Genomic DNA, 13,851 nt, shown 5'->3' on the forward strand with positions numbered 1-13,851 from the left:
TTTCGACCGTCGCGGAATGACCGGCTTTATCGATGGATTCGCGCGGCGTGCGGATGCTCGATGTCGGTTTGATCGCAATCGATACAGTGATGTCCTGCCCGCTCGAAATGCCGCCCAACACGCCGCCAGCGTTGTTCGCCGCGAACCCCTCAGGCGTCATTTCATCGCCGTGAACCGAGCCGCGTTGCGCGACACTCGCGAAACCCGCGCCAATTTCAACGCCCTTCACCGCGTTGATGCCCATCATGGCTTTGGCGATATCGGCGTCGAGCCGGTCATAAAGAGGCTCACCCAGCCCGGCCGGCACGCCCGTTGCCATCACGCCGATGCGCGCGCCGATCGAATCGCCGTCCTTGCGCAGCGCGTCCATATATTCTTCGAGGCGCGGGACGATCTCCGCATTCGGTGCGAAAAACGGGTTCTCGCGCACGTGTTCCCACGCGACGAACGGAATCGGGATTTCGCCGAGCGCGCTCATAAACCCGCGTGTTTCGATCCCCATGCGCTCACGCAGCCATTTCTTCGCTACTGCGCCGGCCGCGACGGTCGGCGCCGTCAACCGCGCTGATGACCGACCACCGCCGCGATAATCGCGAATGCCGTACTTCTGCCAGTAGGTGTAATCGGCGTGCCCGGGACGAAAGGTCTCGACGATATTGCCGTAATCCTTGCTGCGCTGATCCGTATTCCGGATCAACAACGCGATAGGCGTACCCGTCGTTTTACCTTCGAACACGCCTGAAAGAATCTCGACCTGATCGGCTTCCTGACGCTGCGTCACATGCCGCGACGTACCCGGTTTGCGTCGATCCAGTTCGATCTGGATATCGGCCTCGGAGAGTTCCATTCCCGGCGGGCAGCCGTCGATCACGCAGCCGATCGCGGGACCGTGCGACTCGCCGAAGTTCGTGACGGTGAAAAGCGTGCCGAGTGTGTTGCCGGACATGAGCGTCGTCCTGAAAAAGCGAAAGAGCCAATATTATGCCAGCCGAGCGCGGTTTGAGCCCCCGCTCGAAACCCGTTATGCGGGAGCCTTTCGCTGGTTTCCGTTTGCGTGAGGAAGGCTTTTCGCTGCGCGAGGCCCTTCTTGCGCCCTATTTGCGGGCGCCTCGCAACGTTGAGACCAGCTCTTGCAAGTGTTCGGGCGTGGCGTCGGCAGGATCGATTGCCTCACCGACCGCCAGCGTCAAACGACTCATCACCCCGCGATGGATGGGACGCGGCCAGCGGTTGTCATCGTGGCGTGAAAATACGCTGCCCCACAAGCCGCGTAAAGCGATGGGTACAACCGGTGCGGAATGGCGCTTGAGAATCTCGCTGATGCCATGTCGGAACGGGTTGATATCGCCGGTCCGGGTGAGTTTGCCTTCCGGGAAGATGCACACCAGATCGCCGTCCGCGAGCGCGCGGCCGCAGGCGTCGTAGGCTTTTTCCAGCAATTTTGCGTCCTCGTGAGCGGGCGCGATGGGAATGGCCTTGACGTGACGGAACAGCCAGCCAACCAGCGGCGAGCGGAAAATCCGGTGATCCATCACGAAGCGAATTGGGCGCGGACTTTCCGACATGATCACGATGGCATCGACGAAACTCACGTGATTGCACACCAGCACGGCGGCCCCGTGCTCGGGAATGCGCTCGGCGTTCACGAGCCTGATCCGGTAGAACGTATGCACGAGAATCCACGCGAGAAAGCGCAGCAGAAACTCAGGCACGAGCGAATAGATATACGCGGCCACCACTATGTTCAGCAACGCCGTGGTGAGAAACAGCCCCGGAATGCCAACGCCCGCGGACGTCAGGCCAACTGCCATCAACGCCGACACAATCATGAAAAACGAGTTGAGGATGTTGTTCGCGGCGATGATGCGCGCGCGGTGCGTCGGCTGGCTGCGCGACTGGATCAGCGCGTAGAGCGGCACGCTGTAGAAACCGCCGAACATCGCGAGCAGGAACAGGTCGGCCAGGATGCGCCAGTGCACGCCTAGTTGGAGAAATTCGCCGACGCCCATCAGATGGCCCGCCGGCGCAATGCCGTGACTGGCAAAAAACAGGTCGATGGCAAAAACGCTGATACCGATCGACCCGAGCGGCACAAGTCCGATCTCGACACGACGCTTCGACAATTTTTCACACATCAGCGAACCGATGCCGATACCAATCGAAAACGTGCCGAGCAGCACAGTCACCACGTCCGGATTCGCCGACAGGACGTCCTTCGCGAAGTTGAAGAACGACGTAAGAAAGGTTGCGCCGACAAACCACAGCCACGAAATCCCGAGCAGGCTCAGGAACACGGTCCGGTCCTGGCGCGCGAGCGCGAGATTGCGCCAGGTCTCGCTGAACGGATTCCAGTTGATCTTCAGATCGGGCTGCAGCGCGGCTGTTTTCGGCACGAAACCTGACGCAACGCGTCCGATCAGCGCGACCGTCACGCAGCACGCGGCGAGCAACATGGCGCCGTGCTCAGTCAACCCGGCCGCCGCGCCGCCAATGATCGTCCCGATCAAAATGGCGACGAACGTCCCCATTTCGACAAGGCCATTGCCGCCAACCAGTTCTGATGGCTGGAGATGCTGTGGCAGATACGCGTATTTCACCGGTCCGAACACGGTCGAATGCACGCCCATGAGGAACGTGCAAACGTAAAGCAGGGGTGCGCTGTGCCATATGAAACCCGCGCCGCCGATCAGCATTACCACGATTTCGAACGTCTTGACGAAGCGCGTGAGTGTGGCCTTGTCGTATTTATCGGCGACTTGGCCCGATGTCGCAGAAAAAAGCACAAAGGGGATGATGAAGATGGCGGAGATCAGGAAGGCGGCAGTTTTCGGATCGACGCCCGAAAAGCGTGCAGCCTGAAACGTGACCAGCGATGTAAAGCCGACCTTGAAGACGTTGTCGTTGAGCGCACCGAGAAACTGCGTCCAGAAGAACGGCGCGAAACGACGTTCACGCAACAGGCGGAACTGACCGTCGCCATGTTGGGCGCCGGCCTTTTTCGCGCGAGGTGATGGGGATGGTTCGCTCATGGATTATTGGACTTGGTAGCTGAGAGAGTGTTGATCTGTTGAAGGGGCGAAAAAAATGCGCGCCGCTCGGGCGCGCATTTTGTGCGTGATGTTGTGACGCGGTTGTGATGCGCTTCGACCGGACTACTCGCTCGACGCCCCGATCAACGCGCCTCTTCTTGCTGCTCCGGCCAGTCGCGGATATAGGCCTTGAGCATCTTGTTCTCGAAACCTTGCTCTTCCACCACGGCCTTGGCCACGTCGTAGAAAGAGATCACGCCCATCAACACATTCTTTTCCATCACCGGCAGATAACGAACGTGATGCTCGAGCATCATCCGGCGCACCTCGTTCACGTCCGTTTCCGGGGTACACGTAATTGGGTGGTCGTCCATGACCTTACGGATAGTGGAAGTGCCTACGCTGCCACCGTTCTCGCTCAGCGTGAGAATAATCTCGCGGAACGTCAGCATGCCGGCGAGATCGCCGTATTCAATCACCACGAGTGAACCAATGTCGTGTGACGCCATTGTGTTGATCGCTTCATGCAGCGGCGTATCGGGTGTTACCGTAAAGAGCGCGTTGCCCTTGACGTTCAAAATGTCGCTGACTCGCATGATTGTCTCCTCGCGAAAAGCTTGAATATTTACCGATCCTAGCGGAAAGGCACTTAAAAAGAAAGCGCGCAAGAACCCCGTGTTTTGTCTGCAAAAGCACGCGGGGCGGGCTTTTGCACCGGGTCGGCGCGTGCTTCGCCAAGGCTGCCCTTGCGCAGCAAGACGCTGCACAGGGCAAACGCCGACGCTGGCGTCTACCCCAAGTTTGTCGGGCCACACCCGATGTTACGATAAATGACTCTTTTCCATGGTAGCCCGCCCACGATGCCCGCCAACCGCTTCGACACGCTCGTGCTGCACGCCGGCGCTGCGCCCGACCCTACCACCGGCGCCCGGGCCACGCCGATTTACCAGACTACGTCTTTCGCGTTTCGTGATACCGACCACGCTGCTTCGCTCTTCAATATGGAGCGCTCAGGACACGTCTACTCGCGCATTTCGAACCCGACCGTCGCCGTGTTCGAGGAGCGCGTAGCCGCGCTGGAAGGAGGCGTGGGCGCGATCGGTACCGCCAGCGGACAGGCCGCGCTGCATTTGGCGATAGCCACGCTGATGGGCGCGGGCTCGCATGTGGTTGCATCAAGCGCGCTCTACGGCGGCTCGCATAATCTGCTGCATTACACGATGCGGCGCTTCGGCATTGACACCACCTTCGTCCCGCCGCACGACCCCGGCGCCTGGCGGGCCGCCATCCGGCCCAACACGCGGCTGCTGTTCGGCGAAACGCTGGGAAATCCCGGACTCGATGTTCTCGACATCGAGACTATTGCGGACATCGCCCATTCGAATCACGTACCGCTGCTGGTGGATTCGACCTTCACCACGCCGTATTTGCTTCGTCCGTTTGACCATGGCGCCGACTTCGTCTACCACTCGGCGACCAAGTTTCTGGGCGGCCATGGAACAACAATTGGCGGCGTGCTGGTGGACGGCGGCACGTTCGACTTCACGTCAACCAACCTTTTCCCCGAATTCACCGAACCCTACGACGGTTTTCACGGCATGGTCTTCGCCGAGGAAAGCACTGTCGCACCGTTCCTGCTGCGCGCCCGCCGCGAGGGCTTGCGCGACTTCGGAGCTTGCCTGCATCCGCAAGCTGCATGGCAACTCTTGCAGGGCATCGAAACCTTGCCGTTGCGGATGGACCGGCACGTCGCCAACACCCGCAAGGTGGTCGAATTCCTGCTCGCCCACCCTGCCGTGGAAGGCGTCGCTTATCCGGAACTGGACAGCCATCGCGACTACGCGCTTGCAAAACGGCTGTTGCCACGCGGCGCGGGCGCCGTGTTCAGCTTCGACCTGCGTGGCGACGTCGCGGCAGCGCGACGCTTCATTGAAGCGTTGACGCTGTTCTCGCATCTTGCGAACGTTGGCGATGCACGCTCGCTTGTCATCCACCCCGCTTCGACCACGCATTTCCGCATGGACGCCGCTGCCCTCGCTGCAGCGGGCATTGCACCGGGACGTATCCGGCTGTCGATTGGCCTGGAAGACCCCGACGATCTCATCGATGACCTCAAACGCGGCCTCAAGGCATCGCAGAAGGTTGCGTCAAGTGCCGCCCGGAGCGGCGACGGGAGCCGCGCATGATGCTCGACGTCGAGGGCGCACCGGCCTACGCCTACACCGGCGGTCACGCGTTCGAGCCCGACCGTCCGGTGGCCGTATTCGTGCATGGCGCCAAGCACGATCACAGCGTCTGGGCACTGCAGACGCGCTACTTTGCTCATCACGGCCTGAACGTGCTCGCCGTGGACCTTCCCGGTCACTGCCGCAGCGCAGGCCCGGCGCGGCGGAGCATCGCAGCGCTCGCGGACTGGCTGGTGGCGTTGCTGGACGCCGCCAAGGTCAACGAGGCGATGCTGATCGGCCACAGCATGGGCTCGCTGATTGCGCTCGATTGCGCCGCGCGTTATCCGTCCCGCGTCACCCGGCTTGCCCTGCTCGCCACCGCCTTTCCGATGACCGTGTCCGACACGCTTCTCGATGCCGCGCTCAATCGCGAAGCCGACGCCATCGATATGGTCAACCAGTGGTCACACTCGTCGATCGCCGCAAAACCGTCGTGCCCCGCGCCCGGCTTTTGGCTGCATGGCGCCAACCAGCGCCTGATGGAACGAGTCGCCACTCGCGGTGAATCCCACCTCTTCCATACCGATTTCAGCGCCTGCAACGCGTATGCGGAGGGACTGGAACGGGCGGCGGCGCTACGTTGCCCGGTGCAGATCATTGCCGGCCGCCTGGATGCCATGACGCCGCCCCGCGCCAGCCGCGCGCTGATCGACGCGATGAAGCAAGCGGACGTGTCTCACGAAACAGTCATGCTGGACGCCGGGCACGCACTGATGAGCGAGCAACCGGATGCGACTCTCGCCGCATTGTTCCGTTTTGCGATGCAACCTGCTTAAGTGACAGATCACTTTGCGGTTCGTGGCTCGGCCTGTGAACCAAGCCCATGAACCAAGCTCATGAACCAAGCTTAAACGCCCTCTCCCCACTCCGCCATTAGCCGAATGGGAGGGGTCTCCAACTGTTTTCAGATCGGGTAGGAATCGCAGTTGCGCAGTGAGCTCAATCGCCGGAGAATGAATCTTGCTGAGCCTATGCTGCAACCTGCTCGAAGGAGACTGTCATGGCCCAAACCGCGCATTCCGATCACTTCGCGAGCTTCGCCGAGTTCTATCCGTATTACCTCGAAGAGCACCGTAACGTGGTGTCTCGCCGGCTGCACTTCATCGGTTCTCTGGGCGTCATTGGCTGTCTTGCAATGGCCATTGCCACGGGCGACTGGCTCTGGCTTCCGGCAGCCGTCATTTGCGGCTATGGCTTCGCCTGGGTCGGCCATTTCTTCTTTGAGAAAAACCGCCCGGCCACCTTTCGCCATCCGCTTTACAGCCTGATGGGCGACTGGGTCATGTTCAAGGACATCTGCATAGGCAGGATTTCGCTTTAGCGCGCTTCGGCACGCGAGGCGCTTCAGGGGCGGTTACAGCGCTTACTCGCTTACTTCAGGCAGCTTGATGCGGCATGGACGTCACCTCTTGCGCCGCGCGAGCGCCTTCCTGACGGGAAGCTGCGCGCGCCGCCAGCAGGGTCGCCAGCGTAACTTCAAGTTTCTCGTTGCTCAGCGCATTCATTAATGCGGCACGGTCAATGTGCGAGGAATCGAGTCGCAGCTGATAGTCCAGCTCCTCCCGCTCAATCACGAACAAATCGAACAGACTCGCCACCGTGATCTGTTGCGGATTGGAGATCAGCACATAGCGCGGCACCCGAAGGTTCTCCAGCCTCGCAATCCATTCCAGAGAGTCGAGCTTGCGAACCAGCCGCATGGAGGTATCCACGTCACAACGCAGCATCCGGGCAAGCTCGAGGCCGGTGTAACCCGGCAGGCCGGCTTCACGCGCTTCCGCAAGGCGAGCGAGCAATTCGAGGGCATCGAGCAGATCGCTCCCCGGAAAATCATTTCGATGAAACTGGCCAATCCGGATTGCCGGCAACGCCGACGTGAGCATCGCGCCGATCAGCGTGATCATCCAGCACAAATAGACCCATAGCAGGAAAACGGGCAACGCAGCGAACGCGCCATACACAGCGGTATAAGTTGGAATTCGACGCACGTAATAACCGAAACCGCGCTTCGTCAGTTCGAACGCGATAGCCGCGACGAGTCCGCCAACGAGCGCGTCCCGCCACTCCACTTTGCAATTCGGCAGGAACACATAGAGCATGGAGAACGCCAGCATTGTGAACGGCAGCGTCGCGCTGGTGAGCGCCCACTCGACCACCGGCGGCAAAAGATTATGGGAGCCGGCAAATGCGATGGATTGCGCGAACAAGTAGGACGACATCGACAAGCTCACGCCGAACAGAATGGGACCGAGCGTGATGATGGCCCAATACACCAGGACGCGTTGAGCGAACGGGCGCGATTTGCGCACGCGCCAGATCACGTTGAACGCGGACTCGACGGTCATCATGGTCATCACCGACGTGACAAACAAGATGATCATGCCGACCGTGGTCAACCCCTTTGCCTTCGACGCAAACTGGTTCAGGTACTTGAAGATCTGGCTGTTGATCTGCGACGGCATCAGGTGCGCGGCAAGGAAATCCTGCAACGACATCTGAAACGAAGCAAAGATGGGAAACGCGGTAAAGAGCGCGAACGCGACCGTCGCAAGCGGCACGAGCGACAGCACGGTGGTAAATGTCAGGCTGCCGGCCACCTGCGGCACACGATCTTCGCCCGTACGACGGGCGACGAAGCTGGCAAGCCGCTTCGTTGTGTCGAGATCGATGGGAAACTTCAGCAAGAATCTCTCTCCTTGAAACATTACAACGGATCCGCAAGGCGGCTTGAACAGCACGCAAAAGCACGCCAAGCACCACGCCCACGCACCCGATCCTTATAATACCCGTTCACCGAAAAGGCTCATGAACGACATTCTCGTGCTCTATTACAGCCGCAACGGCGCCACCCGCGAACTCGCCCAGGCGATCGCTCAAGGCGTCGACAGCGTGCCCGGCATGCAGGCGCGCGTGCGTACCGTGCCTCCTGTCTCCACCGTTTGCGAAGCGACGCAGCCGGATATTCCCGCCGATGGCCCACCCTACGCCGAAGTGCGCGACCTGGATGAATGCGCTGGCCTCGCGCTCGGGTCGCCCACGCGATTCGGCAACATGGCGGCCTCGCTGAAATATTTCCTCGATGGCACTTCGCCTCAATGGCTGTCCGGCGCGCTCGCTGGCAAACCCGCGAGCGTCTTCACTTCCACGGGCAGCTTGCATGGCGGACAGGAAAGCACCCTGCTTTCCATGATGCTGCCCTTGCTCCACCACGGCATGCTGATCGTGGGTATTCCATATACCGAGCCAAAGCTGACGACCACGCAAACCGGGGGCACGCCTTATGGCGCATCCCACTTCGCCCGCGCTGAAACGGCCGACAGCGGCATCTCCGCGGACGAAAAAGCATTGGCCATGGCGCTCGGCGCGCGTCTGGCCACGACGGCGCGCACCCTTCAACGCGGCGCCTGATTGATGACCACTTCGCCCGTCCCGGACGCAGCCAACACCCAACCCGGCTTTGCACGCGGCGCTCTGTTCAGCCTGATTGCACTGATTGCGTTGTCGCTCGCGTGGGAGCTTTGGCTCGCGCCGCTGCGTCCGGGCGGCTCCGCGCTTGCACTCAAGGCCATCCCGCTGCTGTTCGCGCTGCGCGGCACGATCCGGCGCAACGTGTACACGCTGCAATGGGCGTCGATGCTGGTGCTGCTGTACCTTGCCGAAGGCATTGTCCGCGGCATGACCGACGGCGGATTGTCAGCACGCCTTGGCTGGCTCGAAGCACTGCTCGCCCTTGTGTTCTTCATCTGCGCACTTGGCTTTGTCGCACCGTTCAAACGCGCTGCACGCGCCGCGAAGCGAGCAAACGCCGCAACAGCCTCAATAGCGGACTCAATGCCAGACTCAACGTCGACCAAAAATCATTTGTAGCACGGAATAGTCCGCGTCAACGAGACCTATGCCATCCGGCCAGGGTTCGCGCGGCCTGACGTTACGCGATACTGTGTTACCTGTCGTCCACGCCAACGCTTTTCGAAACTCATGACCGTATCCGACCGCTCACGTAACTTTGTTGAAGCTTGCATCGAAGCAATTGGCGCCGCTCATGTGCTGACCGACGTTCATGACACCGCGCCGTTTCTCACGGACTGGCGCAAGCGCTATCACGGTCAGACGTGTGCAGTGGTGCTTCCCGGCACTACCGAACAGGTCGCTAAAGTTGTGCAACTCGCGCGGGAATTCCGCTTCCCTATCGTGCCGCAGGGCGGCAACACAGGACACTCCGGCGGGGCAACGCCAGACGCCAGCGGCACACAGGTAGTCATCAGCCTGCGCAGGCTAAGCCGGATTCGCGACGTCGATCCGCTTAACAACACCATCACAGTGGAAGCCGGCGTGATCCTCGCCGATGTCCAGGCGCGCGCCGAGCAGGAACAGCGACTCTTTGCCCTGAGCCTCGCCGCTGAGGGCAGTTGCACTATCGGCGGCAATCTTTCAACGAACGCCGGCGGTACTGCCGTTCTGCGCTACGGCAACACGCGCGAATTGTGCCTCGGACTGGAAGTGGTGACGCCGCAAGGTGAAATCTGGGACGGTTTGCGCGGGCTGCGCAAGGACAACACCGGCTACGATCTGCGTGACCTGTATATCGGCGCGGAAGGGACGCTCGGCATCATCACCGCGGCGGTGATGAAACTGCATCCGGCGCCTGTCGCTCGCGTAACGGCGCTCGCGGCGCTGGCCTCACCGCAAGCCGCGCTCGATTTCCTTGCTACCGCGCAACGTTATGCAGGCCCGTTGCTGACCGGCTTCGAACTGATGTCGGATTTTTCGCTTCATCTCGTCACCACGCATTTCCCGCAGATGCGTTATCCGTTCAGTAAGAAACACGGCCAGACCGTGTTGCTCGAATTGTCGGATAGCGAAAGCGAGGAGCATGGCCGCGCGTTGTTCGAACGGCTGATGGAACATGCAATGGAACAAGGACTGGTTGAGGATGCAGTCGTTGCAGAGAATCTGTCGCAATCAAAGGCGTTCTGGAACTTGCGCGAACATATTCCGCTCGCACAGGCCGTGGAAGGACTCAATATCAAGCACGATATCGCGGTGCCTATTTCCCGCATCGGGAATTTCATCGAGGCGACCGACGCCCTCATCGCCCAGGCCATTCCGAGTGTGCGCATGGTGACCTTCGGCCATCTCGGCGACGGTAATCTGCACTACAACGTGCAGGCGCCGGAAGGGGTCGATCCCGAAAAATTTCTCGCCGAATTCCAGGCGCAGGTCAACGCGCTGGTGTATGAAAGCGTGCACGCGCATCGCGGGAGCATCAGCGCCGAGCACGGTTTAGGACAATTGAAGGTAGCCGAAGCCATGCACTACAAATCCCCGGTTGAGGTTCGGCTCATGCGTGCGCTCAAGACTGCGCTCGATCCCGAGAACCTGATGAATCCGTCGAAGGTCCTGCCGGACGTGCGTGCACCGGGTGCGTCACACACATCGTCAAAGTAGTAAGGAGATAAGTGCCGTGAAGATTCGCGTTCTGTCCGACCTGCATCTCGAGCACGATGAACCCCTCGCCATTCCGTACGCGGAGGCCGATCTCGTTGTGCTGGCCGGCGACATCCACAATCATGCGGAGGGTCTGCGCTGGGCGGCGGAAAACTTCGGTTCGCAAGTACCCGTGGTTTATGTGCCGGGCAATCACGAGTACTACGATGGCGAATTCGGCGCACTCGAAAGCGCCATGCAGGACGCCGCGCGCAGTTTGCCCAACGTGCATTTCCTGAACAACACCACCCTCACCGACCGATACGGTAAATGGCGCGTGCTCGGCACCACGTTGTGGACAGATTTCGCGCTGTTCGGCGCGAGCGATGAAGCGATGCGCGAGTCCATCGCAGCGTCGGAGCGGGTGATGCTCGACTTCCGGGGCGTGATCCAGGTCGCATGGCCGGAGCCCGAAGACGAGCCGCGCTCGTTTAGTCCCAGCGACTCGCTGGCGCTTCATGGGCAAGCGCGGGCATGGCTTGCAGATGAGTTGGCGAAGCCCTTCGATGGCAAGACGATAGTCGTCACCCATCACGCGCCGCTCAGGCAAAGCCTGGCGGAGAAGTTCGCGACGGACCGGGCATCGGCGGGTTTTATAAGCGATCTACCCTCGCTCGTGCGCGCGCCAGTAGCGCTGTGGGTTCATGGCCACACGCATACCGCATTCGATTATTTTGTAGAAGGAACGCGCGTGATCTGCAATCCACGCGGATATCGCGACCGGCGCACAGGTGCACCGGAAAATCCGTTGTTCAAATGGGACAACGTGGTCGAGATTTGAGCGGCGAGGCGCAATGAATCGCGAAGAAACGCATTTTTGGAGGGAATGCACTGCAGACGCGTGTGGGCGCGTCGGAATACTAACCGGTCATAACGCAACCGTCCGACTATTCAGCGTTATGGGGGAAAGGGTAAAAACGCCCGATCCAGGATGAGAAATCTCAACCGCTGGATACGGGCTATATAAGCGCCACATACAGGCTAGCCACCGGCCAGATACGGTTTCCCCGGCACAGGGTTGAAAACTCACTGCGCCAACAGCAAAAACAAAAAGACCGATAGCTCGGTCTTTTTTCTCAACGATCCGACGAATCGCGCGATTGACGGTTCTTGCGTTCGTCGATACGGATCGGGATCAGGCGCGCTCGTTTCGCGTTTTCGCGGGCCGTACGCAGCAGTTCACGGGTAGCGGGCACGGCGATCAGAGCCAGCAGTGCATAGATGGCGATCATCAGCGGCGTATTCATAACTTCCTCGGATATTGTCGAATCGGTAAAAGTGAATCAGTGAAGCTAAAAGACAAACCACAAGCTATCAAGATGCAGCCGAAATAGACGTAAGCAAGTGTTGCATCGCGACAAATATACAGCATCCATAAAAGCACATTAACCAGCCCATTACCGGCTTATCCTCATTCTCCTGCTCATAAGCTTATGACGCCACAAATTCTTGCAGGGATTTTTCATCGGCGGCGAGTGCGGCAGGCAACTCAGCGCGCAAATACTCAACCCAGGTCCGGATTTTCGCATCCAGGTACTGACGTGACGGATAAAGCGCAAACACGTTGAGCATCTGCATGGTGTATTGCGGCAAAACACGCACCAAGGTCCCCGCGCGCAATGCAGGCAAAGCCGATGAAGTGGGCAATATCCCCACGCCCATGCCTTCGCTGATTGCCACGGCCATGGCTTCAGCCACATTCACCGTGAAGGTCGCCGGTCCGAGGGTGACGGTTTCCTGCCCGTTCGGACCATCAAAGGTCCATTTGTTCGGCGGGAACGCGGGCGTAATGAGTTGCAAACACGTATGCCGCACCAGATCGGACAAGACATGCGGCACACCGTGTTCCTGAATATAGTCCGGCGACGCACAGGCGATGCTGAACGCGCTTCCCAGGCGCTGGGAAACCAGTCCTGAATCGGGCAGTTCGGTGCCAAGCACAATGGACACGTCAAAACCTTCATCCAGCAGGTCGGGCACGCGCTGCGCAAGCGTCAGGTCGATCTGCACCGATGGATGCAGTTTTCGGTAGCGCGAAATCATTGGCACGATGTAATGCTGGCCGATACCCGCCATGGCGTGCATCTTGAGCTTGCCGGCCGGGCGCGCGTGCGCGTCGCCGGCTTCAGCTTCCGCCTGATCCACATAGGCCAGAATTTGCTCGCAGCGTTGCAAATAGCGCTCGCCAGCTTCGGTCAGCGCGATCCGGCGTGTCGTCCGGTTGAGCAAGCGAGTGCGTAAATGCGCTTCGAGATCGGAGACGGCACGTGATGCATAGGCCGTGGTCGTGTTCAGTTGCTGAGCCGCGGCGGTAAAGCTGCCGGCTTCAACAACCCGCGAAAACACGCGCATGTTTTGAAGCGTATCCATGAGCCTTGAGTCTCGTTCGAGTGAACCAGCATTGTTGCCGCATTGTTACGTCATGGACAACGATGATTACATCAAAACACGTAACAATGCTTTGCATTTTTACCGGTTACTCGCCAATCGGGGCAAAAATATAATTCTGGCCTGTGTCTCAATCCGTTTTGAGAAATAATTTTGCGAATTCGCACGACCAGAAAGACCATCATTCCGATGGTTCTTACATTAATTTTAACAATAGCAGGCTGCGCGAGCACGAAAAACGTCGGTCCCGAAGATTCGCTCCAGGACACGTCTTCGCTCGATGCCGGCGCGACGCTGCGCGCGGCCAACGCCGACGCGGCGTGGCCGGCATCCACATGGTGGCGCGCCTACAACGACCCGCAACTCGACGCCTGGGTTGCGCGTGCGCAGGCTGGAAATCCGACGCTGGCGCTGGCCGCCGCACGCGTACGCGAAGCCCGTTCGATGGCCGGCGTGGCGCGAGCCGCCCTTGCGCCTCAAGTCGACGGGTCGATGGCGATCAACCGCCAGCAGTGGCCGGAAAACAGCTACTACGGCCCCGGCCCGTACAACAACGTCAATACCTGGGACAACACGGCCGCATTGCAGCTCTCGTACAACCTCGACCTCTGGGGCCGCGACGGCAACGCGGCGGAACGCGCGCTGGATGCCACCCACGCTCGCGCCGCCGATGCCCGCGCCGCCCAGCTCGAACTCGAAGCGAACGTGGTGCGCGCGTA

The 13,851-nt window shown here is 60.1% G+C and carries 14 protein-coding genes; 8 read left to right on the forward strand and 6 right to left on the reverse strand.

Annotation, left to right across the window (positions count from 1 at the left end; translation table 11 throughout):
* The 3 genes from aroC to JWR14_RS09355 form a co-directional block, all read right to left on the reverse strand.
* Nucleotides 1-946, reverse strand: a 946-nt coding sequence (aroC, locus tag JWR14_RS09345) for a chorismate synthase (RefSeq protein WP_299704921.1), incomplete at its 3' end; no start/stop codon positions are given.
* 148 nt (nucleotides 947-1,094) lie between these two features.
* A complete protein-coding gene (locus tag JWR14_RS09350; protein WP_299704924.1) occupies nucleotides 1,095-3,029 on the reverse strand; it encodes an MFS transporter in 1,935 nt (644 codons plus the stop codon).
* Nucleotides 3,030-3,172: 143 nt separating this feature from the next.
* A complete protein-coding gene (locus JWR14_RS09355; protein ID WP_031359018.1) occupies nucleotides 3,173-3,625 on the reverse strand; it encodes a CBS domain-containing protein in 453 nt (150 codons plus the stop codon).
* A gap of 264 nt (nucleotides 3,626-3,889) precedes the next feature.
* Here JWR14_RS09355 and JWR14_RS09360 point away from each other — a divergent pair, with 264 nt between their 5' ends.
* From JWR14_RS09360 to JWR14_RS09370, 3 genes are all read left to right on the forward strand, one after another.
* The gene (locus JWR14_RS09360; RefSeq protein WP_299704974.1) at nucleotides 3,890-5,215 is read left to right on the forward strand and encodes an O-acetylhomoserine aminocarboxypropyltransferase; all 1,326 of its coding nucleotides are present in this window, start codon (nucleotides 3,890-3,892) and stop codon (nucleotides 5,213-5,215) included.
* A complete protein-coding gene (locus tag JWR14_RS09365) occupies nucleotides 5,212-6,033 on the forward strand; it encodes an alpha/beta hydrolase (RefSeq protein WP_299704945.1) in 822 nt (273 codons plus the stop codon). The genes JWR14_RS09360 and JWR14_RS09365 overlap by 4 nt, the downstream gene beginning before the upstream one ends.
* A gap of 224 nt (nucleotides 6,034-6,257) precedes the next feature.
* The gene (locus JWR14_RS09370; protein WP_060819075.1) at nucleotides 6,258-6,578 is read left to right on the forward strand and encodes an Mpo1-like protein; all 321 of its coding nucleotides are present in this window, start codon (nucleotides 6,258-6,260) and stop codon (nucleotides 6,576-6,578) included.
* Between the two features lie 55 nt (nucleotides 6,579-6,633).
* Here the strand turns inward: JWR14_RS09370 and JWR14_RS09375 are convergent, their stop codons facing one another.
* Nucleotides 6,634-7,941: a YihY family inner membrane protein gene (locus JWR14_RS09375; protein ID WP_299704954.1), complete on the reverse strand. Its 1,308-nt coding sequence runs from the start codon at nucleotides 7,939-7,941 to the stop codon at nucleotides 6,634-6,636.
* Between the two features lie 121 nt (nucleotides 7,942-8,062).
* Between JWR14_RS09375 and wrbA the strand changes: the two genes are divergently transcribed.
* The 4 genes from wrbA (at nucleotide 8,063) to JWR14_RS09395 (ending at nucleotide 11,525) form a co-directional block, all read left to right on the forward strand.
* The gene (wrbA, locus tag JWR14_RS09380; RefSeq protein WP_299704957.1) at nucleotides 8,063-8,665 is read left to right on the forward strand and encodes an NAD(P)H:quinone oxidoreductase; all 603 of its coding nucleotides are present in this window, start codon (nucleotides 8,063-8,065) and stop codon (nucleotides 8,663-8,665) included.
* 3 nt (nucleotides 8,666-8,668) lie between these two features.
* The gene (locus tag JWR14_RS09385; protein ID WP_299704960.1) at nucleotides 8,669-9,124 is read left to right on the forward strand and encodes a DUF2069 domain-containing protein; all 456 of its coding nucleotides are present in this window, start codon (nucleotides 8,669-8,671) and stop codon (nucleotides 9,122-9,124) included.
* A 111-nt stretch (nucleotides 9,125-9,235) separates the two neighbouring features.
* The gene (locus JWR14_RS09390) at nucleotides 9,236-10,705 is read left to right on the forward strand and encodes an FAD-binding oxidoreductase (RefSeq protein WP_299704962.1); all 1,470 of its coding nucleotides are present in this window, start codon (nucleotides 9,236-9,238) and stop codon (nucleotides 10,703-10,705) included.
* A 16-nt stretch (nucleotides 10,706-10,721) separates the two neighbouring features.
* Entirely contained in the window at nucleotides 10,722-11,525 is an 804-nt protein-coding gene (locus JWR14_RS09395) for a metallophosphoesterase (RefSeq protein WP_299704965.1), read from the forward strand.
* A gap of 295 nt (nucleotides 11,526-11,820) precedes the next feature.
* Here the strand turns inward: JWR14_RS09395 and JWR14_RS09400 are convergent, their stop codons facing one another.
* On the reverse strand, nucleotides 11,821-11,991 hold the full coding sequence (locus JWR14_RS09400; RefSeq protein ID WP_158934310.1) for a hypothetical protein: 171 nt from the start codon (nucleotides 11,989-11,991) through the stop codon (nucleotides 11,821-11,823).
* Nucleotides 11,992-12,175: 184 nt separating this feature from the next.
* Nucleotides 12,176-13,114: a LysR family transcriptional regulator gene (locus tag JWR14_RS09405; RefSeq protein ID WP_299704970.1), complete on the reverse strand. Its 939-nt coding sequence runs from the start codon at nucleotides 13,112-13,114 to the stop codon at nucleotides 12,176-12,178.
* 207 nt (nucleotides 13,115-13,321) lie between these two features.
* Between JWR14_RS09405 and JWR14_RS09410 the strand changes: the two genes are divergently transcribed.
* On the forward strand, nucleotides 13,322-13,851 hold a 530-nt coding region (locus tag JWR14_RS09410; protein WP_299704972.1), incomplete at its 3' end, for a TolC family protein.

The sequence above is a fragment of the Caballeronia sp. genome (genome assembly GCF_028292365.1).
Classification (GTDB): Bacteria; Pseudomonadota; Gammaproteobacteria; order Burkholderiales; family Burkholderiaceae; genus Caballeronia.

Excerpts from the sequence above, each read along its gene's own strand:
- JWR14_RS09360 (WP_299704974.1), top strand. The coding sequence starts at position 3,890 with ATGCCCGCCAACCGCTTCGACACGCTCGTGCTGCACGCCGGCGCTGCG.
- JWR14_RS09400 (WP_158934310.1), bottom strand. The coding sequence starts at position 11,991 with ATGAATACGCCGCTGATGATCGCCATCTATGCACTGCTGGCTCTGATC.
- JWR14_RS09365 (WP_299704945.1), top strand. The coding sequence starts at position 5,212 with ATGATGCTCGACGTCGAGGGCGCACCGGCCTACGCCTACACCGGCGGT.
- wrbA (WP_299704957.1), top strand. The coding sequence starts at position 8,063 with ATGAACGACATTCTCGTGCTCTATTACAGCCGCAACGGCGCCACCCGC.
- JWR14_RS09370 (WP_060819075.1), top strand. The coding sequence starts at position 6,258 with ATGGCCCAAACCGCGCATTCCGATCACTTCGCGAGCTTCGCCGAGTTC.
- JWR14_RS09390 (WP_299704962.1), top strand. The coding sequence starts at position 9,236 with ATGACCGTATCCGACCGCTCACGTAACTTTGTTGAAGCTTGCATCGAA.
- JWR14_RS09350 (WP_299704924.1), bottom strand. The coding sequence starts at position 3,029 with ATGAGCGAACCATCCCCATCACCTCGCGCGAAAAAGGCCGGCGCCCAA.
- JWR14_RS09385 (WP_299704960.1), top strand. The coding sequence starts at position 8,669 with ATGACCACTTCGCCCGTCCCGGACGCAGCCAACACCCAACCCGGCTTT.
- JWR14_RS09405 (WP_299704970.1), bottom strand. The coding sequence starts at position 13,114 with ATGGATACGCTTCAAAACATGCGCGTGTTTTCGCGGGTTGTTGAAGCC.
- JWR14_RS09355 (WP_031359018.1), bottom strand. The coding sequence starts at position 3,625 with ATGCGAGTCAGCGACATTTTGAACGTCAAGGGCAACGCGCTCTTTACG.